Origin of the sequence: Novosphingobium sp., from assembly GCF_036803765.1 — a bacterium.
In the GTDB taxonomy this organism is placed as follows: Bacteria; Pseudomonadota; Alphaproteobacteria; order Sphingomonadales; family Sphingomonadaceae; genus Novosphingobium.
On the sequence record NZ_DAIRTS010000004.1, the window covers coordinates 29,238 to 51,219 of the forward strand.

At 68.6% G+C, this 21,982-nt stretch carries 12 protein-coding genes; 5 read left to right on the forward strand and 7 right to left on the reverse strand.

What is annotated here, in order from left to right:
• Window positions 1-138: 138 nt before the first annotated feature.
• The 4 genes from V7Q48_RS03585 (at window position 139) to V7Q48_RS03600 (ending at window position 5,844) form a co-directional block, all read left to right on the forward strand.
• The gene (locus V7Q48_RS03585; RefSeq protein ID WP_333836318.1) at window positions 139-2,628 is read left to right on the forward strand and encodes a TonB-dependent receptor; all 2,490 of its coding nucleotides are present in this window, start codon (window positions 139-141) and stop codon (window positions 2,626-2,628) included.
• Between the two features lie 14 nt (window positions 2,629-2,642).
• Window positions 2,643-3,560 carry an NAD-dependent epimerase/dehydratase family protein gene (locus V7Q48_RS03590; protein WP_333836320.1) on the forward strand — a complete coding sequence of 306 codons (918 nt, stop codon included), beginning with the start codon at window positions 2,643-2,645 and terminating at the stop codon, window positions 3,558-3,560.
• A 12-nt stretch (window positions 3,561-3,572) separates the two neighbouring features.
• The gene (locus V7Q48_RS03595; RefSeq protein WP_333836322.1) at window positions 3,573-4,580 is read left to right on the forward strand and encodes a LysR family transcriptional regulator; all 1,008 of its coding nucleotides are present in this window, start codon (window positions 3,573-3,575) and stop codon (window positions 4,578-4,580) included.
• A gap of 160 nt (window positions 4,581-4,740) precedes the next feature.
• On the forward strand, window positions 4,741-5,844 hold the full coding sequence (locus tag V7Q48_RS03600; RefSeq protein WP_333836323.1) for a VOC family protein: 1,104 nt from the start codon (window positions 4,741-4,743) through the stop codon (window positions 5,842-5,844).
• A 22-nt stretch (window positions 5,845-5,866) separates the two neighbouring features.
• On the opposite strand, the gene V7Q48_RS03605 is transcribed toward V7Q48_RS03600, so the two are convergent.
• The gene (locus V7Q48_RS03605; protein WP_333836324.1) at window positions 5,867-7,060 is read right to left on the reverse strand and encodes a Gfo/Idh/MocA family protein; all 1,194 of its coding nucleotides are present in this window, start codon (window positions 7,058-7,060) and stop codon (window positions 5,867-5,869) included.
• A gap of 256 nt (window positions 7,061-7,316) precedes the next feature.
• Between V7Q48_RS03605 and V7Q48_RS03610 the strand changes: the two genes are divergently transcribed.
• Complete coding sequence (locus tag V7Q48_RS03610) at window positions 7,317-8,741, forward strand: MFS transporter (RefSeq protein WP_333836326.1); 1,425 nt, start codon at window positions 7,317-7,319, stop codon at window positions 8,739-8,741.
• A 59-nt stretch (window positions 8,742-8,800) separates the two neighbouring features.
• On the opposite strand, the gene V7Q48_RS03615 is transcribed toward V7Q48_RS03610, so the two are convergent.
• From V7Q48_RS03615 to V7Q48_RS03640, 6 genes are read right to left on the reverse strand one after another with little or no spacing between them, the layout of a single operon-like run.
• A complete protein-coding gene (locus V7Q48_RS03615) occupies window positions 8,801-11,857 on the reverse strand; it encodes a hybrid sensor histidine kinase/response regulator (protein ID WP_333836327.1) in 3,057 nt (1,018 codons plus the stop codon).
• The gene (locus tag V7Q48_RS03620) at window positions 11,851-12,798 is read right to left on the reverse strand and encodes a response regulator (protein ID WP_333836328.1); all 948 of its coding nucleotides are present in this window, start codon (window positions 12,796-12,798) and stop codon (window positions 11,851-11,853) included. Before V7Q48_RS03620 ends, V7Q48_RS03615 begins: the two co-directional genes overlap by 7 nt.
• A 7-nt stretch (window positions 12,799-12,805) precedes the next feature.
• Complete coding sequence (locus V7Q48_RS03625; protein WP_333836329.1) at window positions 12,806-14,125, reverse strand: HlyD family efflux transporter periplasmic adaptor subunit; 1,320 nt, start codon at window positions 14,123-14,125, stop codon at window positions 12,806-12,808.
• Window positions 14,125-16,248, reverse strand: a complete 2,124-nt coding sequence (locus V7Q48_RS03630; protein ID WP_333836330.1) for an ATP-binding cassette domain-containing protein — start codon at window positions 16,246-16,248, stop codon at window positions 14,125-14,127. The genes V7Q48_RS03625 and V7Q48_RS03630 overlap by 1 nt, the downstream gene beginning before the upstream one ends.
• An 11-nt stretch (window positions 16,249-16,259) precedes the next feature.
• Window positions 16,260-17,930 (reverse strand): ABC transporter ATP-binding protein, encoded by a 1,671-nt coding sequence (locus V7Q48_RS03635; protein WP_333836331.1) that lies wholly within the window; start codon window positions 17,928-17,930, stop codon window positions 16,260-16,262.
• Between the two features lies 1 nt (window position 17,931).
• Window positions 17,932-20,955 carry a hypothetical protein gene (locus tag V7Q48_RS03640; protein ID WP_333836332.1) on the reverse strand — a complete coding sequence of 1,008 codons (3,024 nt, stop codon included), beginning with the start codon at window positions 20,953-20,955 and terminating at the stop codon, window positions 17,932-17,934.
• Between the last annotated feature and the right edge of the window lie 1,027 nt (window positions 20,956-21,982).

Sequence of the window (21,982 nt, forward strand, 5' to 3'; positions counted from 1 at the left end):
AGCCGCGCCGGGGGCACAAATCCGAACTGTGGATGGGCACCTATCGATACAATCGGCGGGATATTTGGCCCGCCGATGATTAGGCATCGCCCTCAGCAAACAAGCAATCAAGCGCCAAAATCCATGGGGAGGTTAACCATGCGCAGTCTTCTGCTCGCCACGAGTGCGTTCGTCGCGATCTCGAGCCCGGCCTTTGCGGCACGACTGCCGGCCGAGGACCAGGCGACGTCGGGCACGACCACCACGGCGCCGGTCGCGACCGAGGCCACCACCGACACCAGCGGCATCGGCGAGATCATCGTCACCGCGCAGCGCCGCGAGGAATCGCTGCAGAAGGCCGGTCTCGCGATCGACGCGGTCACCGGCAACGATCTCGTCCAGCGCGGCATCACCTCGGCGGCCGACATCACCAAGGCGGTGCCCTCGCTGTCGATCCCGCAGCCGGGCGGCAGCGTCGCCTCGATCTTCATCCGCGGCGTCGGCAACATCACCACCAGCAGCTACAACGATCCCGCCGTCACCCCCAGTTACGATGGCGTGGTGCTGGGGCGCGGCGGCGGCGTGTTCGGTGCGGCGTTCTACGATCTCCAGCGCGTCGAGGTGCTGAAGGGGCCGCAGGGCATCCTCTACGGACGCAATGCCACCGGCGGCGCGGTCAACATCATTCCCGCCCGGCCCGAAATCGGCCGCAACGGCATGGGCTTCAACGTCGCTTTCGGCAATTTCGACGCGGTCGAGACCGACGCCCACGTCAATCTCGCGACCGGCGCCAACTCCGCGCTGCGCGTCAGCGCCGCCTATTCGGCGCACGACGGTTACAACCGCGACGGCACTGACGACCTCAAGCGCGGCTCGTTGCGCGCGCAGTTCCTGGTGGAGCCGAGCAGCGACCTGTCGGTGCGCATCGGTGCGGACTATAGCCACCTCGGCGGCCGGGGCGCCGGTGGCAGCTATGTCGGCGGGTTCATCCCCGGGCCGTCGGGCTATACCTTCTTCCCCGCCGGGCTCGACACCAGCGAGGGGTTCAACACGCCCGCCGCGAACGCCTTCCGCGCGCACAACCTCGGCGCACCGGCTTTCGCCTTCCTTGGCGCGATGAACCGCGACCAGCGTCAGGACAGCACGTACTGGGGCGTCAACGCCGAGATCAACTGGCAGACCGGCATCGGCAAGCTGACCGTCATTCCGGCCTATCGTGAAAGCCGCGACAACTCGTTTTTCTATGGTCCGGCGTTCAACATCGCCAACACCAACGAGAAGGTGAAGCAGGGCAGCCTCGAGGCGCGGCTCGCCGGCAAGGCCGGCATGTTGGACTACGTCGTCGGCGGTTACTATTTCAACGAGAAGATCAAGGCGAACAACCAGTACAATCAGGAGTTCGTGCTGCCGATCGTCGACTATCAGCACAAGACCGACAGCTACGCCGCGTTCGGGCAATTGACCGCGCATGTCTCCGACCGCTTCCGGCTGATCGGCGGGGCTCGCTATACCCACGACAAGAAGTCGATCGACGGGCTGATCAACAACTTCATCACCTTCTGCGGCGGGCCGCCCCCAGCGCTGCTGACGCCGCCTGCCTCGTTCGCCGCAGGCTGCGCCACGCCGGGGAACATGCCCTACTATCCCAACTTCCTGAACACCGGCGACACCATCAACTGGCTGGTGGCGAACCGCTGGATCCCCGGCAACAGCGTCGACCGGCCGGGCTACCAGGTGTTCCCGCTCGTCAACGGGGTCGGGGCGATCCTCAAGACCTACAACCCGGTGGTCGACACCCGCAGCTATTCGCGTGTCACGTGGAAGGGCTCGGTCGAATTCGACGTGGCACCCGCCAGCCTGCTCTACGCGACGGTGGAATCGGGCTATCGCGCCGGCGGCCTGCAGATGACCGAGAGCAGGACCTCCTACCTGCCCGAATTCATCACCGCATACACGATCGGCTCGAAGAACCGCTTCTTCGACAACCATGTCCAGCTCAACCTCGAGGGCTTCCTCTGGAAGTACCGCGACCAGCAGATCACGTATTTCACGGTCGATACCAGCGGCACGCTGATCAGCTCCAACGAGAACGCGGGCCGGTCGACGATCAAGGGCTTCGACGCCGACATCGTGGTCAAGCCGGCGCGCGGCACCACGCTGAGCGCCAAGGTGCAGTACCTCGATACCAGGTACGACAACCTGCATCTCTATACCGCTTCGCCGCGCGACAACTTCGGCTGCCCCTTTACCTATACCGGGGCCGTCGCGGGTGGCGCACCGGTCAAGGACTTCAACTGCTCGGGCAATCCGCTGCTGTTCAGTCCGAAGTGGACGGTGAACCTGGGCGCCGAGCAGGTCGTGCCGATGGGGGGTAACCTCGAACTGGTCGGCTCAGTCTCCAGCGCCTGGCGCGACAGCCAGTGGGGGGCGTTCGAATACCTCGATTTCGAGCGCATTCCCGCCTACTGGACCACGGACGTCTCGCTCACGCTGCGGTCGTCGGCGGGCACCTGGGCGCTCACCGCCTTCGTGCGCAATCTCGAGGACAAGCGCCGCAACCTCGCGCCGCAGGCCTCGCCGCTGGGCATGGCGGTCGGCCACTATTCGGCGCCGCGCACCTGGGGTGTGCGTCTGTCGAGCAACTTCTGAAGGAGGCAGCCGACATGCGCATCGTGGTGACCGGGGCAGGGGGGTTCGTCGGACGCGAGCTGGTTGGCAGGCTGGTCGGTGCAGGTCATGCGGTCACCGGGCTCGACACGATGGCGGCTGACCTGCCCGCGCCGGCGCAGATGGTGGTCGGGGATATCGGCGATGCCGCGGTCAGGGCGCGGGCCCTGGCGCAGGGCTGCGACGCGCTGGTCCACCTCGCGACCGTGCCGGGCGGCGCTGCCGAGGCGGACCCGGCGCTGTCGCGGCGCATCAATGTCGACGCGATGTACGACCTGCTGCTCGAAGCAGGCGCGGCGGCGCCGGGGCTGCGCGTGGTCTATGCAAGCTCGATCGCGGTCTTTGGCGATCCGCTCCCCGCGCAGGTCGACGACGCCACGCCGCTCAGCCCCAGGATGATCTACGGCGGGCACAAGGCGATGATGGAGCATGCCGTCGCGATGTTTTCCAACCGCGGCCTGATCGACGGGGTGACGGTGCGGCTGCCCGGCATTCTGGCGCGGCCCAAGGGACCATCGGGACTCAAGTCGGCGTTCATGTCCGACCTGTTCCACGCATTGCGCGCCGGCGAGGCGTTCACGTGCCCGGTTTCCGCCGGGGGGACGATCTGGGCGCAGTCGGTCCTGCGCTGCGTCGACAACCTCGTCCACGCCCTCACGCTCGACAGCGCGCGGCTGCCCTCGACCCGCGCGGTCACGCTGCCGGCCCTGCGCCTGACGATGGGCGAACTTGCGGCCGAGATCGCCCGGCAGTGCGGCGTGGGCGACGATCTCGTCCGCTTCGCCCCCGACCCCGCGCTCGAGACGGCCTTTGCGGCGAACCCGCCCCTGGCGACACCGGCGGCCGATCATGCAGGTTTTGCGCATGACGGCGATGTTGCTACACTCGTCGCCAATGCCCTCGCGACAATCTGAGGGAGGCGGGAGATGGCGATGCGGTACGGAAGGCTGGACCTCAACCTGCTGGTGGCCCTCGATGCGCTGCTGACCGAGCGGAGTGTCAGCCTGGCCGCAGATCGCCTGTGCCTGTCGCAATCCGCCACCTCCAGTGCGCTCGGCCGGCTTCGGGAATATTTCGGCGACGAACTGCTGGTGGTGAAGGGCCGCGCGATGATCCTGACCGCGCGCGCCGAAGAACTGATCGAGCCGGTTCGCGCGGTGCTCGAGCAAATCCGCACCACCGTGGCCGTGGCGCCCCCGTTCGATCCTGCCACCGCCGAGCGCACGATCCGCATGATGGCCTCGGACTATTCGACCGAGGTGCTCCTCGCCGGAGTGCTCGCCGATTTCGAGAAGGAGGCGCCCAACCTGCGCTTCGAGATCGTGCCGATGAACGATGCGCCGATCGAGGCGATCGAACGCGGCTACATCGACCTGTTGCTGACCATCGACATTGCGATTTCGTCGGATCATCCCAGCCAGGTGCTGTTCGAGGACGACTACGTGGTGGTGGGCGACGCGGCCAATCCGGCGATGGCAGAGCCGATGACGCGTGAACGCTATTTCGAACTCGGCCACGTCACCGCACGCTTCGGCAAGTCTCGCGTATCGGCCTTCGAGGACTGGTTCATGCGGCGCCAGAAGCAGCAGCGCCGCGTCGAGGTCATCGCCCCCACTTTCCTGTCGCTGACCGGCCTGATCATCGGCACGAACCGCATCGCCACGATGCATCGCCGCATGGCGGAAATCGTCGTGGGCACGAAGGCGCTGGTCATGCGCGAGATCCCGTTCGACATTCCGCCGATCCGCGAGGCGATCCAGTGGAACATCGCCAACAACAACGACCGCGCCCTGCGCTGGGTGGTCGAGCGCCTGCAGGCCGCGGCAGGCGGCAAGACGCAGGCGGCCTCCAACATCGTGCGTCTTCCGCCTGCGTCCGCGATCAACCTCGAGGAGATCGAGGTGCAGTACCGGATGAACCATCCGCAACGCTGACCGCACGGGACGGACAGATGCGTTTGGTCGCCACGCCGCCGGGGTAAGGGCCGGGCGCCGCATCCATCGGCGCGGTGGATGCCCAGCCACCCGAAACTTGAATTTCCGCACGCGCCCCCGATTGGGCATGGTTCCCCGGCACGTATCCGCGGGAGATCCCATGCCCAACGCCTCCAGTCTTCTCTCGTCCACGCCCGCCGTCCTCGGCGTCGAAAGCGTCGTGTTCGGCGTGACCGATCTGGGCGAGCATACCCGTTTCTGGACCGACTTCGGCCTGCCGCTGGAAAGTGCGGGCGAGGACGAAAGCGTGTTCCGCCTGCAATCCGGCAGCCGCGTGATCCTGCGGCGCCATGGCGATGCGCGCCTGCCGTCGCCCGATCCCTTCGCGGGGGACGGGATCAAGGAAACCGTCTGGGGTGTCGATACCGCCGAAAACCTGGCGCGGATCGCCGCAAGCCTGGCCGGCGAGGTGGCGGTGACCTGTGACGAGGACGGCACGGTGCACTGCACCTGCCCCGACGGCCAGCCCATCGCCCTGCGGGTCTGGGCCAAGCGCCCGGTGGTGGCCGAGGCCAGCCCGGTCAACACGCCGTCGCACTGGCCTCGCTTCAACCAGCACCGCATCTGGCGCAAGCGCGCGGTGCCGCGTACGATCAACCATGTCGTGTTCTTCTCGCCCGACTATGTCGGCAGCTTCGAGTTCTACGAGCGCCACCTGGGCTTTCGCTATGTCGACCACTCGAAGGGCACCGGTATTTTCGCGCGCGCCGGCGGCACGTTCGAGCATCACTCGATCTTCTGGGTGAACTGCGACCTGCCGATCGCACCCGACCACTTCAAGTTTATGCACATCGCCTTCGGCTGCGACGACATCGACGAGGTCATGCTCGGGGCAAACATCATGGAGAACCGTGGCTGGAAGAACACGACGATGAACACCAGCGGCGGCATTTCGCGGCACCGCATCTCCTCGGCGATCTATTACTACTGCGAGATTCCGGGCCACGCGGGCGAGGCGGAGTACCACGCCGATACCGACTACCTCGACGATGGCTGGGTGCCGCGGGCGTGGGATTTCAAGTTCGGCTCGCTGCTGTGGTCCGCCAATGCACCGGCGATCTTCCGTGGCGAGAACATCCCCTGGGACATGACCTTCGACGCCGACCGCCGCAGCTTCGATGCCTATCGCCGCGCGAAGCCGGGCAAGCAGCCGATCGAGGGCGATCTCGCCACCCTGACCGAGGAAGACGAGCACGCGATCTGACCGCCCGGCGCGGCACTCGGCGTCAGGGGTGCGAGACGTCGAGGCGGGCGGTCTGCTCGACCGCGAGATCGAAAGGCGATGCGGTGTTGGCGATCAGCAGGGCATCGTCCACCGCATCAAGCGGGGCAGGGCGCGCACAGCTGCTGTGGAGGGCGATCGCCTGCCCGGTGCGTGCCGACCGGGTGATCGCCTCCATGATCTCGACAGTGTGGACGACGAAATCCGCGCCGGTGCGGTGCGGCCTGCCGGTCCGTAGTGCGAGGGCCATGTCGACGAGCCCGACACCGCGATAGTCGGCGACAGGTTGGCCGGCGTGATCGAGCCTGTTGGGGGCGGCGAAGGGCATGTCGGCGGTGTCGAGCAGGCTGCGCCCCGACGCGGGAGCGAACTGTGCGGGCGCGCCGCTGAAGAAGATCGGATCGGCCAGCGCGAGCATGCCCTGGGTGCCATAGACATCACCGGGCCGCTGCGTCGGCATGGCCACGTCGAGCGAGATCGCCAGCGCGACATGCGCCGCATCGAAGGTCAGGGTGATGAGGAACGTCGTCGGCACCTCCACCGGAAACCTAGATCCCTTCTGCGGGCCATGGCGTACCGTGCGCTCTGCCGGGCCGGTGCCGGCGGCGGCATGGACGTGGCGCACCGGACCCAGCAGGCTGACCCACATCGCAATGTAGTAGGGCCCGATGTCATACGGCGGCTCGCCCCCGGGCAGGTAGAACTGCGCCGGGTTGGGATGGAACAGCTCGAGGCCGGGCAGGCCCATGAAGGATTGCCCGAAGACCGGCTTGCCGATCGCGCCCCCGTCGAGCGCACGGCGCGCTGCCTGGTGCGCGGCGCCATAGAACGTGTCGGGCGCGCTGCCGATCAGGACGCCGTTGGTGGCGGCTTGCCCGGCCAGCTGCTGCGCGTCTTCGAGGGTCAGCGCGAACGGTTTTTCCGAATAGACCGACTTGCCCGCCGCGATGATGCGGGCATTGAGCGCGGCATGGTCGCGCCCCGGCGTGAGGTCGACGACGAGTTCGACCCGCGGATCGGCGAGCAGGGCATCGACGCTCATGCCCGCGGCCCCGAACTGTTCTGCAACGGCGGCCGCACGCTCGGGCGTGCGCGAGGCAACGCCTGCGAGTTCGAGCATCGGCGAACCGGCGATCGCATTGAGATAGACGCCGCTGATGTCGCCCGCGCCAATGACCCCGACCTTGATCGGCTGCATGTCCCATCTCCCGCATCGGCACGGTACGCGCCTCTATCTGATCAGTGATTAGACAGAGGCGGCGGATTGTCAACGCGCCGCAGCCTGGCAGGCAACCGGATTCCCAGATATGACTTGTGCCCTTGCGACCATCGGTTTGACATCATCCGGCTCACGATCTAATCACCATTCAGATCGAACCTAGGGTGGCGGACGGCTCGGTCGCACAAGCGACGCTGGCGGTGTGCCCGCTGCCCGAGCCGGGAATTTCCGAACGATGCACCCTGTCGAAGCCCTGACCGAGCGTCAGCGCGCGTTTGCCTTCCACACGCTGCTTGTCGTGCTCGTGCTCGAGATCGTCGACATGACGATCGTCAACACCGCGCTGGGTGCCATCCGCGTGGATCTCGGCGCGGCGGCCAGCCAGTGCCAGTGGATCGTCGCTGGCTATTCGCTGTGCTTTGCCATGTTCCTGCTGCTGGGCGGGCGGCTGGGCGACCTGCTGGGCGGGCGCACGATGTTCCTGGGCGGCGTCGGGGCATTCACGGCCGCATCGCTGCTGTGTGGCCTGGCGACGACGCCCAGCCTGTTGATCGGCGCGCGCATGTTGCAAGGCGCCACGGGTGCGATGATGGCGCCGCAGGTCATGACGATGATCCAGCACCTCTATTCCCCGGTCGAGCGCATCGGTCGCATGGCCTGGTTCGGGGTGGTGGGCGGCCTCGCCGCGATCCTGGGGCCAATCCTGGGCGGCCTGCTGATCGCTGCGAACCCGATGGGGCTGGGGTGGCGGCTCGTGTTCCTGGTGAACGTGCCGATCGGGATCATGGCGGTGATCGCCGGCTCGATGCTGCTGCCGCACACGCCGCTGCACACCGAGCGTCGTGTCGATGCGCTCGGGGCCGTGACCTTCGCCGCGGCCATGTTCGCCTTGCTTTATTCATTGATGCAGGCCGAGAGTCAGGGCGCGACGCCGGCGACCTTCGCATGGCTGGCCCTGGCGGCGGGCCTGTTCGTGATCGGCTGGCGCAGCCAGGTCCGGCGCAAGGCCGAGGGTCGGGCTTTCCTCGTCGACGTGGCGGTGTTCGGCAACGCCACGTTCCTGCGCGCCCTCCTTATCAGCCTGAGCTTTTCCGCGGCCAATACCGGCTTCCTGTTCGTCTATGCCTATGCCCTGCAGAACGAGCTCGGCATGTCGTCGCTGCGAACCGGCTTGATGCACATGCCCTTCAGCGCGGGCGTCATGTTCGGCATGGCCGTGCTCGGGCGGCGCTACATCGCCACCCATGGCCGCATCGTGCTGATCGGCGGCGCCGCGCTCCTGGCGGCGGGCAGCGTGGCCGCGCTCGGGTGGACGGCCTGGGGCCCCGGCGCACCGGTCGCCGTGCTGGTGCCGGTTCTGGCAGTTGCGGGCTGCGGCATGGGGCTGATCTCGGGCCCGATCGGCTCGGTGGCGGTGGCGCGGATCGAGCGGACGCAGGCGGGTAGCGCCAGCGGGACGCTCAAGACGGTGCAACAGATGGGGTCGGCGCTGGGCGTGGCGATCGCGGGCAGCGCCTACCTGCTGATGGCGCCGGGCGGGCGCGGCCATGGCCAGGTCGGTGCGGGTATTGCCATCGGCCTGCTGCTGCTGGTCTGCGCAGGCATTGCCCTGCAACTGCCGCGGGTGATCTTCCCGCCGGCGCGGCCGGCTGCAGGCTGACCAAAACGCTGCTTCGCTGTGCGGGACTACAGGTACGCTGCACAATCCGAAGTCGGTTCTCATGCCGCCTGGGCCAAGGCCTCGTCGATCTCGGACAACGTCTGCGCGAACAGCGGCCGCATCGTGGCGAGGGCGCGGGCGAGGTCGGGGTGGCCTGCGGGCAGCCCGCTGCGCAGCGCGGCTTCGAGCGCTTCGGCCTCGTGCGCCATGGCGCAGGCACCGACGATGCGGCTGGAACTCTTGATGGTGTGCGCGGGCAGGATGGCGGCCTGGCAATCGCCAAGGGTCAGTGCCTCGGCCACGCCATCGAGATAGGCGCGGGTGTCGCCCCGGTACAGCTCGACGAGCGCCCCGAATGAGCGCATCGTCTGGCGCAACTGCGCAAATGCGGCGCGATCGAGCACCGGGCCTGCGGGCTTGGTCGGCGCTGTCGTTGGCGCCGGGACCGGCGCTGGGACCGGCGGTGGCGCCGGTGTTGGCGCCAGTGTTGACGTTGGCGGCGCGGCTACCTGAGGGACGTCGCTGGCACGTGGGCGGATAGGCTCGACCACCGCTGCCGCGACCGGCAGTTCGGGCGTCGCGGGCTTTCCAGCCGGTTCGGTATCCTCGTCGCCGCCGAGCCAGTCGATCCGGCCATAAAGGCCCGCGGCTTCGGCACGCGGGACCAGCGAGACCAGCATGTCGGTTAGTTCGGGCACCTGCACCGGCTTGGCGAGGAAACCGTCCATGCCGGCGTCGAGGCAGGCCTCGCGGTCGCCCTTCATCGCGTTGGCGGTCAATGCGATGATCGGCGCGGACACGATCGCGCGGTCGGCCATCATCACGCGCAATTCGCGCGTCGCCTCGTAGCCGTCCATGTTCGGCATCCGGCAATCCATCAGGATGACGTCGTAAGCCTTGGCCAGCGCCATGGCGATCGCCTTGCGCCCGTCACTGGCGCAATCGACGGCAAAGCCCATGTCGCTCATCAATTCGGTCATGACCATGCGGTTGATCGCATTGTCGTCCACCACCAGGCAGGCGCGGCCCTCGAAGCGTGCCAGGGCCGCATCGGCATGCGCCAGCGCCGGTTCCGCCTGCGGTTCGCCGACTGCGCCGGATGCCGGTGCCTGGCCTTTCAGATCGGCGATCGCGTGCAAGAGGTCGCCCGGCATGAATGGCTTGGGCAGGGTGCGGCTGAACAGGCCATAGCGCGGATGCGCACGCTTGTCGGCGAGCAGCAGGCTCCAGCCGTCGCCGGCAAAAGGCTTGTGGCCCTGCAGCTTCTGCCAGTCTTCCCAGGCGCGGTGGATGTCGTGCGCCTCGTCGACGATCGCGCCGATCCAGCCTGGGGCGGGCCCACCGGCCAGCGCGGTCAGCGCCGCATCGGCATCGTCGAAGGCGGCGACCTCGTATCCGCCATCGGCCGCGGTGCGCGTGACGATCTGCCGCACGAAGACCGAGGGCGAGAGGAGTGCGATGGTCCGGTGGCCGCTCGGCACTTCGCCGGCTTCGGCGTCCAGCACCGTCAGCGGGATCGTGACCGTGAAGACCGATCCTTTGCCCGGCTCGCTTTCGAGCCGGATGTGCCCGCCCATCAGATCGACCAGCTGCCGCACGATCGACAGGCCAAGTCCGGTGCCGCCGTACTTGCGCGAGGTCCCAGCCTCGGCCTGGACGAAGCGTTCGAACAGCCGCGCCTGTTGCTCGGCGGTCATGCCGATGCCGGTGTCGCGGATGCTGATGGTCAGGACCGGCGCGGCGTCCGCGCCCTGGCATTCCATCGCCACCACCACTTCGCCATCGTCGGTGAACTTGACCGCGTTGGAGATGAGATTGCCCACCACTTGGCGCATGCGCGTGGGGTCGATCAGCGCCCAGACCGGCGTGCCCGGCGCGACATCGAGCAGCAGGCTGACGTTCTTCTCCTCCGCCGTGCCGGTGTAGAGCATCAGCACATCCTGGACCAACTGGTGTAGGTTGGTGCGAACCGGATCGACCGACAGCTTGCCCTGGTCGATCTTGGCCAGATCGAGCACATCGTTGAGAATGGCGAGCAGCGAGGAGCCGGACGAGCGGATCTGGCGCAGGTAGCGCGACTGGTCCGCGTCGAGCGGGGTGCGGGCGAGCAGTTCGGCCATGCCCAGCACGCCGTTCATGGGGGTGCGGATCTCGTGGCTCATGTTGGCAAGGAATTCGTCCTTGGCCGAGGCCGACGACTCCGCGCGCTCGATCAGGGCGAGCAAAGTCCGGGTCGATTGCAGCTGCCATTTGCGTGAGATCGCGGCGGCCAGCACGATCAGCGAGATCAGGAACAGGCCCATCGACAGCGGACCGAGCAATTGGCCAACGATCGGGAATTGCTGGCGGCTGACGATCCGCAACGCGAGATGGCGGTCGACATCGGTGGTGCTCGCGACATCGGCGGCGCGCAGCAGGCGATCGTAGGGACCGGGGGGTGCCGGGATGCGGCAGGCCATGTGGACCTGGCGGCCGCTGACCTGCAGTTCATGCGCCAGGCTAAAGGGCCGGCTGCGCAGCGCCTCGCGGCACATCGCGCCGAAGTCGATCGTCGCGAACACGATCTTCTGCGGCTGGTCCGCGATCCGCAGCGACTGGGCCAGCAACAGGGCCTGGCCGGGCCGGCGGCCGACGAAATCGGCGAAGTCCGCGGCATCGACGACCAGTGTCTGGCCCGAGAGGGCGGCGAGCCGCTCCGACAACCGCGCCACCCCGACGGCAGCCGTCCCCGATGGGCGAAGGTCGGGGCCGGCGATGATCGTGGTCGCGCGCCCCTCCGCCAGATCGACGTAGCCAAGCTGCGTGACGAAGTCGGAGCCGTTGAGCGTCCCGCCGAGCTTGACCGGGACCGCGGCATCGGCGTTTTCCGCGACCAGATAGCCCGCGTTGTTGAGCCGGATCATCGCCTTGAGCAGCGCGGCCTTCATCGCCGCCGCGACGGCGTCGGTCTCGGTGCGATGTTCGAGGCGCTGGAACGTCAGGCTTGCCGTCGCCGTGTAGGAAAACATCGCGACGAGGCCCAGGCTGACCAGGACCGAGACGATGATCTGCAGGTTGCGACGCAGGAAGCCGGGGCGGTAGACGTCCCGCTCCTGGCCGTTCGGTTGGTCTACCATAGGCGCTGGGTCTCGTTGGCGATGATGGCGGTCACCAGGTTGCCGGTGCCGTGGTATTCGAGGCTCTTGAAGGCGACGCGGGCGACGGTGATGCCGCGCGCGGCGTCGACGGACGAGCGCGAGGCGTCCGGGGTGAGGAAGCGGCGCCAGGCAAAGCCGGGGCCGGGATCGCGCACGGCATAGCGCAAGCCCTCGGGCAGGCGCTGCGCCGCGGCCTCGACGAAGCCTTCATAGGCGGGATCGGCGGCGCGGCGGGCCAGTTCCTGCGCCAGCGTGCCTTGTGCCAGATGCGTTTGCCGCGCGGCGCCGCCCAGCCGCAGCAGCCCATGCTCGATGCCGTTGGCGAGCAGCGCGCGCAGGCCCGGCAGGATGCGTTCGGCATGGGGCGACAGGCTGGCGAGCAGGCTGGCGACGGGCCCGATCTCGTCCACCCGGCGCAAATGGAAGTCGATCCGCTCGATATTGGCGAACCCGGCCTGATGCGCACCCAGCGCCGCGGCCAGTTGCCGGCGCTCGGCCACCTGCCGGGCGGCGACTTCGAGCACCTGGCGCAGCAATGCCGGCTCCACCGGCTTGGCGACGTATTGCATGACGCCGGCCTCGAGCCCTTCGGCGGTGCTGGCAGCGTCGCTGGTCCCGGTCAGCATGATGATCGGCAGGTGGCGCGTCGCCCGCTCGCGGCGCAGCCGGCGGGTCAGGCCAAGGCCGTCGAGCACGGGCATGAACCGGTCGCTGACCACGATGTCGGCGCGGTCCGGCACGGCGCGCAACAGGGCATAGGCCTCGGCGCCGTTGTCGGCAGTTTCGACCAGATAGCCCAGGGTTTCCAGCTGTTCCCCCAGCACTTGCGCGGCCAGGCGATCGTCCTCGACCAGCAGGACGCGCAGCACCGGGGCCGCGCCGGCGGCGGAGGATGTCGGGAAGGGCGCCATGTCGCTCATCGGCGCTTCACTTTTCGCTCAAGGCCGCGGCCAGGCCCTGGCGCACGGGATTGACGATGTAGCTCAGCACGCTCTTGCGCCCGGTGATGATCTCGCCGCGCACTTCCATGCCCGGCACCAGGCGCGCAGCGCCGCGTCCGCGGGTCAGCGCAGGATCGAGGCGCAGGCGCACGCCGTAGGACAGGTTGCCCGCCTCGTCGGCTGCGGACGAGGGCGCGATTTCCTCGACGCGGCCGGCGATCCAGCCCTTGCCCGGCAATTCCAGCCCATTGATGCGCAGGCGCACGGGCAGGCCCGGCCGCAGGTCGTAGCGCTCGCGCGCGGCGACACGGGCCTCGACCACGAGGCGATCGGTCGGCACGACCACGACGAGCGGTGCGGTCGGCACGGCCACGCTGCCGGGCTGGACGGTGACCGCCTTGACCACGCCGTCAACCGGGCTGCGCAGCACGAGGCGGCCCTGCCGCAGCCTTGTGCGATCGAGGATGAGCGCCGCCTCGGCGCGTTGCAGCGCCAGGCCCTGGCTCTCGCGCGCCAGATCGACCTGCTGGCGTGCGGTGATGGCGGTATCTTCGGCGCCAGTCTGCGCCACGGCGCCGTTCGCCACCGCGATCTGCCGCTGGATCAGCTGCACGCGCCCCTGCGCCTCGCTCAGTGCCAGTTCGCGCTGATTGAGCGCGGTTTTGGTGGTTGCGTCGGCGCGAATCAGCCGCCGGGCGCGGTCGCGATCATCGAGCGCGAGGCCTTGGGCGCGCAAGGCGGTCTGCAACTGGGTCTGCAGCAGTGCCAGCGTCGCGCCCTGCTGCCGGCTGCGCGCGGCGGCGGCGCTGCGTTCGGCGGCCAGCAGCGCGAGCCGCGATGCTGCCTCTGCGGACGGGGCTGCATTCCCGGCCACCGCCCCAAGGTCGCGGCCATCGCGCTCGAGAAGGCGCAAGCGCTGCGCCGCAAAGGCGACATCGGCATCGGCAAGCGTCGCATCCATCGCGATGAGCGGCTGGCCGGCGCGCACCGTCTGCCCCTCGGCGACGAGGACGCGGGCGACGAGGCCGCCCTCGGGATGCGCGACCACCCGCTCGCGGGCATAGGGCTGCAGCGTGCCGACGACCGTGGCGGCCTCTCCGATCTGCGCCAGCGCGGCCCAGCCGATGGCGATGAATACGGCGAGGCTGCAGGCGATCAGGGTGACGTGCAGCATGTGGCGCGAGTGGCTATCCTCGCTCCCGCTGGGCATCAGCAGTTCGGGCGCGGTCTCGGCCGATCGCGATGGCACGAGCGCGGGAAACACGGTTCCGGCGGTCTGGAGCAGAAGAGGCGCGCGCTGCGGCATCAGGCGACCTCGGCCAGTTGGTCGGCCCCGAGGATCAGCGGCGTCTGCAAGGCGCGCAGCACGATGACGCGGTCGGCGAGTTCGAGCAGATCGGTGCGATTGGTGACGAAGATCACGGTGAGACGTCCTTTGGCCGACTGCAGGACGTTCTTCAGAATTGCGCCGAATTTGCCGTTAACCACCGCATTGGGGATTTCATCCATGAGCAGGAAGCCCGAACTGGCAAGCAGTGCCTGCGCCAGCGCGAATTGCCAGATGAACGGCGATGTCGCGTCCTCGGCGGCTTCGGTCACCACCTGTGCAAGATCGAGGCCGTCGAGCCCGACCGAGGCGAGCACGCGCGCCACGGCGGCTTCGCTCGCCAGCGGGTTGGCCATCGCCAGATTGTCGGCCAGCGTCCCGGGCAGCAGCACAGGATGCTGCGGCACCAGCCCGATCGCGCTGCGCAAGGCGCGCAGCGGCAGTTGCGCCACGTCGATCCCCTCGACCAGCATGGTGCCGAACGAGGGGGCGACGCGGCCGTGCGCGAGCGCCAGCACCAGCGACTTGCCCGACCCCGCCGCCCCGCTCAGCGCCACGCTTTCTCCCGGTGCGATCGCGATGTCGAGGCCCAGGACCAGCGCGCGCCCATCATCGACGCGCATGGTCACGCCCCGCCAGTCGAGCCGGCCGGTCAGCGTCGGCAGCCGGCGGCGCAGGCGATCCTGCTCGATTTCCGAGCCGACCTGCATGAACTGGTTGATCTGTTCCAGCCCGCGCAGGCCCTGCTCGTAGCGCGGCAGCGCCATGCACAGGCCGTGCAGCGGGGCCAGCACCATTGGCGAGAGGAACATGACGAGCAACGTTTCGGTGGGCCCGAGAGCGAAGCGCTGGCCCGCCAGCGCCACCGTCGCCGTCACGCCGATGAAGCTGGCGGCGAAGGTGAACGAACAGGCGGCCTCGACCCGCGCCATCAGCCGGTGCATCAGCAGTGCGACGTGTTGCGCGCGCGCGATCCGGCCCTGTTGCAGATCGGCCCAGCGCGTCTGCAGACCGCAGAGCCGGATCGTCTCGCGCTGCTCGAAGGTCGCCACCATGGTCCGCTGCAACTGCGTGGCAAGATCCGACGACATGCTGGTCAAAACGCGCATGCGGCGATTGGCCAGCTTGAAGATCGTGGCGAACAGCCCCGTGGCAACCAGCAGCAGCAGTCCCGCCGGCCACATCAGCACGGTGATGATGACCAGGCCGACGAGGCCGGCCGGCAGGTCGAGCAAGGTGACGGTAAGTGGCCCTGTAATGAAGTCGCTGATGTTCTCGAACGAGCGGATGCGCGAGGACTGGTCCTTGGCGTCGAGGCGCTGCGCCACGGCGGCGGGCAGGTGCATGATCCGCTCGAACGTGGCGCGCCCCACCAGGTAGTTGAGCCGCGCCGCCAGCCAGGCCAGCGCATGGGCGCGCAGCGTCATCATCCCCCAGTTGGCCAGGAACACCATGACCATCGCGCCGGCCAGCCAGGGCAGCGCCGGCATGTCCCCGCGCGAAAACACCGCGTGATAGAGCGTGACGATCGCGAAGGGCTGCGCCAGCGACAGCAGGTTGACCATCGCCGTGGTCAGCGCGACCACGCCGAACAGCGCGCCGAAGGTCGTCAGCAGCGCCCGCAGCCAGGTGTGGCGGCGGTGGCGCCGGCTTTCCAGGCTCAGCGGATCGACGTGGTCTTCCTGCGAAAGGCAGAATAGTTCGCCGTCGGGCACGTCTTTCGGGGCATGGTGTGCGCCGTCTGGGGCGATCGCCACCAGCCTGCCAGCCTCCGCCACCAATAGCCAGAACTGCGGGCTTCCGTCAGGCAGCGGTGGCGCGATCAGCAGGATTGGCGCACGCGACGGCCGCAGGCGCCGGATGGGCGTGCGCACCGGTCGGGCGACGAAGCCCAGGGTGCGCAAGGTGGCGAGCAGCCGCGTGCCGGGCTCTGCGTAATCATGCGCAGGCAGGCAACCCAGCATGTCTTTGAGCAGCATGCGCGGCAGCAGACGGGCGCAGATGACCGCGATGATGCCCGCATAGGCGCGGTCACCGGCGGTGAGCGGATGCGCCGTCAGGATCTGCCGCAGGGCGTCCTCGTTGCCGGCGGTGTCGGTCATGGTGCGCTTCATCAGATCACCAGCGTGCGATAGGGCAGGGCGGCCACGGCCTCGGCGCGCTGCAGCGCCAGCCCACCGGCCGACAGCACGAACGTCCGGTCGGCGAGCGAGGTGAGATTGGCATCCTCGCTGGCGATGACGATCGTGGCCTGGCCCGAAAGGCGCGCGATGAAGCGGATCAGGCTGCCATAGGCCTCGCGATCGAGGCCCAGCTCGGCCCGGTCGAACAGGATCATGCGCGGCTTGTGCGACAGCGAGCGCAGGATGGCGATCTGCCGCTCCAGCCCCGGCGGGATCGCCCCGGCATCGGCATTGCCCACCGGCGTCAGCAAGCCGCCCGGCAAGGTGTCGAGGCGTGTCTGGATGTCGAGCAGGGCCGCGACTTCGCTGGCCTGTTCGACCGTGACCTCGCCGAAGCGTGTGATGTTGTCCTCGATGTTGCCGTCGAACAGCGGCATGTCCGGGCCGACGTAGCCCACGATGCGATTGCGATCGGCGCAGGCATAATCGCTTAGCGGCTCGCCGTTGACCAGCACGGCCGCCGATGGCGCATCGCCCTCGCTGTCCGGCGCGCCATGCCCCGCAAGCGCGGCCATGATCGCCGCGATCGCGGCGGTGTCGCTGCCGGTGATCGCGACGCATTGCCCCTGGCCGATCGTCAGGTGAAGCGGGGCGACGCCCGGCACCATCAGGCCGTCGAGGCGGACTTCGTGCAGTGTCTCGAACGTGCCTTCGGGCTGGCGCGGCGCGTCGTAGACGGTGTCCTCGTCGAGTTGGCGAATTTTCTCGAAGGCGGCGGCGCGGTCGCGGCCCTGCTGGAACAGGAACACCGCCCGGTGGATGGGGTCCATCAGCCGCGAGGCCAGCAGGACGATGGTGACCACCAGCGAGACGTTGATCGCCCCGGCGCCCGACGACAGCGCGCAGGTCAGCAGCAACACGATATTGAGCAGCATGCCCATGATCGCGCCGGTGTGGGTGAGCCGGGTGGAGGCCTCGGCCAGCTTCAGGTTGTCCTGCATCGCCGCGCCATGGGCCTGCTCGTAAACCCGCGTCATCCGCTGCTCGACCGACAGCGCCTTGACCGCGTGCATGCGCTCCAGAATGATGAACAGCATCTCGAAACGGCGCTCGATCGATCCACGGCTGCGCTCCGCGACGTCGGAAAAGCGGTGCGCCGCGTGCCACGTGCGCACCACCAGCAGCGCCAGCACCGCGATGGCGGCCAGTGCACAGGCGGGCGAGAGCACGAACAGGAACGCGACGATGACCGGCACGAACGCCAGCTCGGCCCAGATCAGGTCCAGCTCGCCATCGGCAATGCTCTTCACCTGCTGCAGCGCGACGGTGTAGTCGACGCTGGCCGCCGCGCTCGAGCGGAAATGCAGGGTGCGGGCGCGCACGACGCGGTCGATCAGCCAGTGCAGGCGGTGCGTCATGAAGTCGCGGTCGCACAGCGCGAAGATCATCGAGCGGCAGTACTTGCCGACCACCTCGACCAGCGTGCTGAACAGGACGATGCCCGCCAGCGCCGCCACCGTCCCGACATTGCCCGACTGCGCGCCGCGCGTCAGGATCTGGCGTGCGACCAGCGGCATGCCCAGCGCCGCCAGGTTGGTGCTGAACGAGCCGACCAGGACGATGCCCTTGGACAGCCTGTCGATCGTGGTCAGCCGCTTCATGTCATAACGATAGGACGCTCTTGGTGAGGGAAATCGTCTTGGCGAGCGCCGTAAAAGTACTTGGCGCGGTGACCGTGGCGGTGGTGGACGTCGTCGGGACGGCAATGGTCGCCGCAGTGGACAGCGTCGTGGCCGTCGCCGTACTCGTGCCCAGAATGCTCAGCTTGGCGGCCGTCGTGCTGGTCGTCGCAGTTGATAGCAGCGGGGTCGAGGCTGCCACCACGACCGATGGCGCAGGGGCGATGCTGGTCGATGTGGCGACGGACGAAGCCGGGGCCGTGGCGGACGCCGTGGTGGTGGCCGTTGCCGTCAGCGTCGGCGCCGTCGCCAGTTGCGCCGACAATGTGATCGGCGCGGACACGAGCGGAACGCTTGTCGTCGTAGTCGACAGCTGGGTGGAGAGTGCAACGGGCGTCGCGGCGATCGAGCTGCTGGTCACGACGGGCGCGATCGCTGCCGTGGCGCTCGTGCCCACGGACGTGAGGCTGGTGGCGGTGGTGTTGGTCGCGACCGTTGTACCGGTGACCGGGGCCGTCAGCAACGGGGCAGTCGCCATTTGCGCGGACAGCGTCGCGGGTGCAGCGACCGCCGTGCTGCTTGCAACGGTGATCGGTGCCGCGGCAATTGAGGTTGCGGTGGGCGCCGCCGTCAGCGTGGACGTGGTCGCCAGCTGCGTCGACATCGATGCGGGCGCGGAAACGAGTGGGGCGCTCGTCGTGGCGGTGACGACCGGTGCAGCCGTCGTGTTCGACAGCAGGGTGGAGAGTGCACCGGGCGTTGCGGCGATCGAGCTGCTGGTCACGACCGGCGCAATCGCTGCCGTGCTGCTCGTGCCGACGGACGCTAGGCTGGTGGCTGTGGCGACCGGCGCCGCGATGCCGACCGCGGCGGTGCTGGTTGCGACGGTGCTGGTTGTCGCGGTTCCTATTGTGCTGGTGATGGCTGCCGTCAGCGACGGGGCCGTCGCCAACGGATCGGACAGCGTCGAGGGCGCAGCGGCCACCGCGCTGCCGGCAACGCTGACCGGCGCAACGGCAACCGTGGCCGCGACAGGTGCGGCGATCGACGTGCTCGGCCCCACTGCTGAGACCGCAGAGGTGGACAGCTGGGCGGAAAGCGCGGTCGGCGCAGTCGCGTCAAGCTGCGACGTGGCGCCCACCGTTGTCGATGCGGGGATGCTGGCGGAAAGGGCGACAGTCGCCGCTGCAGTCTCGGCTACCGGCGTCGTGGTACTCCCGGCCGCCACGCTCCCTGCGGGCAGGCCCATGGTCGTGGCCGACAAGGTCGAAACCGTGGCGGCGATCGGCACCGATGTGATCCCGCTCGTCGCGCCCGCGCTCACGACCGCTGCTACGCCAACATCGGCAGAGGCGAGCAAGGCCGCGCTGCTGATGTCGGCAGCGACGAAAATGTCCGTCTGGGTCGCGGTCGTGGCCAATGCCGAGGTCTGGACCACGGCCGAGGCCGCGACAGCGGCGGCGACGTCCGCGACGGTTTGGGCACCCGACATCAGTCCGATGCCTGCAAAGATGTCGGTGGTGACGGCGGCCGTGCCCGATGTGCTCGCGCTGGCCGCCACGGTCACGGCTGGCGCCGCCGCGGAAACGGACGCAGCGGCCGTGCTCTCCAATCCTGCGCTTGCCGAAGCGCTGGCAACCGGCGCGGCGATGGCCGCGGCAAGATCCAGCGTGGCACCGACTGACGCCGCTGCCGCCGCATCGAGAGACGCATCGGACGCAAGATCGACCGCAGATGCACTGGCTGCTGCCGCAAGATCGAGCGATGCATCGAAGATCGGCGCCGACGCTGCGGCCGTGACCCCGGCATCGAGGGCAAGGCTGGCAGCCGGCACCGCGAGGGCAGCCGCCAGGTCGATGGTGGCGTCGATGACGGGCGCCGCTGCGACATCAAGCTCCGCATCGACGCCAAGACCGGTGGCTGGAACCACGACCTCGGCGGTGAGATCGAGCGACGCGTCAAAAGCAGGCGCTGCTGCGACATCGAGGTTCGCTACTGCGCCAAGCTCGACAGCCGGTGCCACGACGGCAGCGGCAAGATCGAGGGCCCCGTCGATGGCTGGGGCCGCGGCATCGGCGGTAACATCAAGCGATACGACGGTGGCGGGCGCTGCCGAATCTACCGCAAGGTTGGCTTGCGCACTTAATTCGGCAGACGGTGCCACGGCGACAGCGGCGAGATCGAGCGATGCTTCCACAGGCGAGGCTGTTGCATCAACTTCAAGGTTCACCGCGGCGCTCGGATCGAGGGCGGGGCCAGCAACGGCGGCCGCAAGATCGAGGGCGCCGTCGTTGGCTGAGCCCGCGACATCGGCAGCAATATCAAGCGTTGCATCGGCGGCGGGTGCTGCCGCAACTACCTCGAGGTTCGTTTGCGCATCGAGTTCGACAGCTGGTGCCACGATGGCAGCGGCGAGATCGAGCGATGCTTCGACAGGCGGCGCTACAACATCAACGTCGAGGTGCGCCTCAACTCCAGGATCAAGTGCAGGGGAGGCCACGGTGGCCGCAAGATCGAGGACGGCGTCGGTGCCTGCCGCTGTCGCCAGGTCGAGCTCCGCCTCGATGCCGAACTGGGTAACCGGGGCGGAACCAGCCCCGCCGGCATCGAGCGATGCGTCGATGGTAGGCGTTGCGGCCACGGCGTGCTCCCCATCGGCGATCAGGCCGGAGGCGCCGGTCTGTGCGACCGCCGTCACCTCGAGGGTGTCGCTGACGGCGGTTATCGGACCGACCGTCACCTCTCCCGAAACCTCGACCCCCGGCGCCGCCACTGTTGCAGTCACCTCGACCAACGCAGGCGCATCGGACGCTGTCGCGCCGTCGGCCGGCGCAGGTTCGCTCGGTGAAGTATCCGGAGTCTGGCTGCCCGGTGAGGTGTCGGCTGGCGGCGTGGCACTCCCATCCGTCGGACCATCCACCGCAGCGTCATCCGGCGTCGTCGTGCCGCTGCCCTCGGCAGATGGGGGCGGCGAGGAACCGGGCGTTTCGGGTGCAGGGTCGTTCATCGACGGAGGCTGTTCGCTGCCGTCGGCAGGTCCTGTGCTGCTGCTTGCATCATGGCCGTCAGGCTGGCTGCCGGGCTGCGCAGATTCAGGCACGCTTGCGTCTTCTCCAGAAGACTCGGCTGGCCCTGCACCGCCGCTATCGCTCGATGCCGCAGCCGTTGGGTCGCTCGCAGATGCATTGGCATCCGGCTGGGCCGTCTGTGCTGCCGGCGTCGCATCGGCCGCCTGAGGGGCGGGCTCATCGACGGGCGTTTGGACAGGTTCGGCCGTGGCGTCATTTGCTTGCGTCGTATCGGCGGGGGGCTGCGCCGATGCATCGGAGGATGCTGCTGTGGGATCGCTCGATGGCGCCGTATCAGTCGCTGGCTGCGCGGATGCGTCGGCCGGTGTGGAGTCGGCATCGGTGGCAGTGCCGTTTATCGGCGTCGCTTCCGCCACCGGAGGGGCAGGTTCGTCGGCGGGCGCCGGAGCAGGCTCGACCGCCGTTTCGTTGGCCGGCATCGCATCGGCCGTGGGCTGTGCCGATGCTTCGACAGGCGCTGGTGCGGGCTCTCCGGGGGATCCGTTCGTTGGCGTGGTTTCGGCCGCCGGCTGCGCGGACGCGTCGGCCGGTTCGGAACCGGAATCGGTCGCTGTACCGTTTGTCGGCGTCGCTTCTGCCGCCGGCGGGGAGGATTCTTCGGTGGGGGCCGGAGCAGGTTCGGCCGCGGTGTCATTCGCCGGCATCGCATCGGCTGGGGGCTGGGCCGATGCGTCGGCGGGTGCTGATGCAGGCTCCGCGGTGGATTCGCTCGTGGGCGTGTTTTCAGCCGCCGGCTGGGTAGACGCATCGGCGGGTGCGGGGGCGGAATCAGTCGCGGTGCCATTTGTCGGCGTCGCTTCAGCCGCCGGCGCGTCGGATCCGCCGGAGGGCGCGGGCCCAGGCGCCGCGGCGTTTTCATTTGCCTGTGTCGCGTCGGCCGCGGGAGATGAAGATGTGTTGGAGGGCGTCGCTGAAGGCTCGGACGCAGACCCATTTGCAGGCGTC

Coding starts and splice junctions, on each gene's coding strand:
- V7Q48_RS03590 (WP_333836320.1), top strand. CDS start 2,643: ATGCGCATCGTGGTGACCGGGGCAGGGGGGTTCGTCGGACGCGAGCTG.
- V7Q48_RS03615 (WP_333836327.1), bottom strand. CDS start 11,857: ATGGTAGACCAACCGAACGGCCAGGAGCGGGACGTCTACCGCCCCGGC.
- V7Q48_RS03630 (WP_333836330.1), bottom strand. CDS start 16,248: ATGACCGACACCGCCGGCAACGAGGACGCCCTGCGGCAGATCCTGACG.
- V7Q48_RS03625 (WP_333836329.1), bottom strand. CDS start 14,125: ATGCCGCAGCGCGCGCCTCTTCTGCTCCAGACCGCCGGAACCGTGTTT.
- V7Q48_RS03605 (WP_333836324.1), bottom strand. CDS start 7,060: ATGCAGCCGATCAAGGTCGGGGTCATTGGCGCGGGCGACATCAGCGGC.
- V7Q48_RS03585 (WP_333836318.1), top strand. CDS start 139: ATGCGCAGTCTTCTGCTCGCCACGAGTGCGTTCGTCGCGATCTCGAGC.
- V7Q48_RS03595 (WP_333836322.1), top strand. CDS start 3,573: ATGGCGATGCGGTACGGAAGGCTGGACCTCAACCTGCTGGTGGCCCTC.
- V7Q48_RS03620 (WP_333836328.1), bottom strand. CDS start 12,798: ATGAGCGACATGGCGCCCTTCCCGACATCCTCCGCCGCCGGCGCGGCC.
- V7Q48_RS03610 (WP_333836326.1), top strand. CDS start 7,317: ATGCACCCTGTCGAAGCCCTGACCGAGCGTCAGCGCGCGTTTGCCTTC.
- V7Q48_RS03640 (WP_333836332.1), bottom strand. CDS start 20,955: ATGAACGACCCTGCACCCGAAACGCCCGGTTCCTCGCCGCCCCCATCT.
- V7Q48_RS03635 (WP_333836331.1), bottom strand. CDS start 17,930: ATGAAGCGGCTGACCACGATCGACAGGCTGTCCAAGGGCATCGTCCTG.
- V7Q48_RS03600 (WP_333836323.1), top strand. CDS start 4,741: ATGCCCAACGCCTCCAGTCTTCTCTCGTCCACGCCCGCCGTCCTCGGC.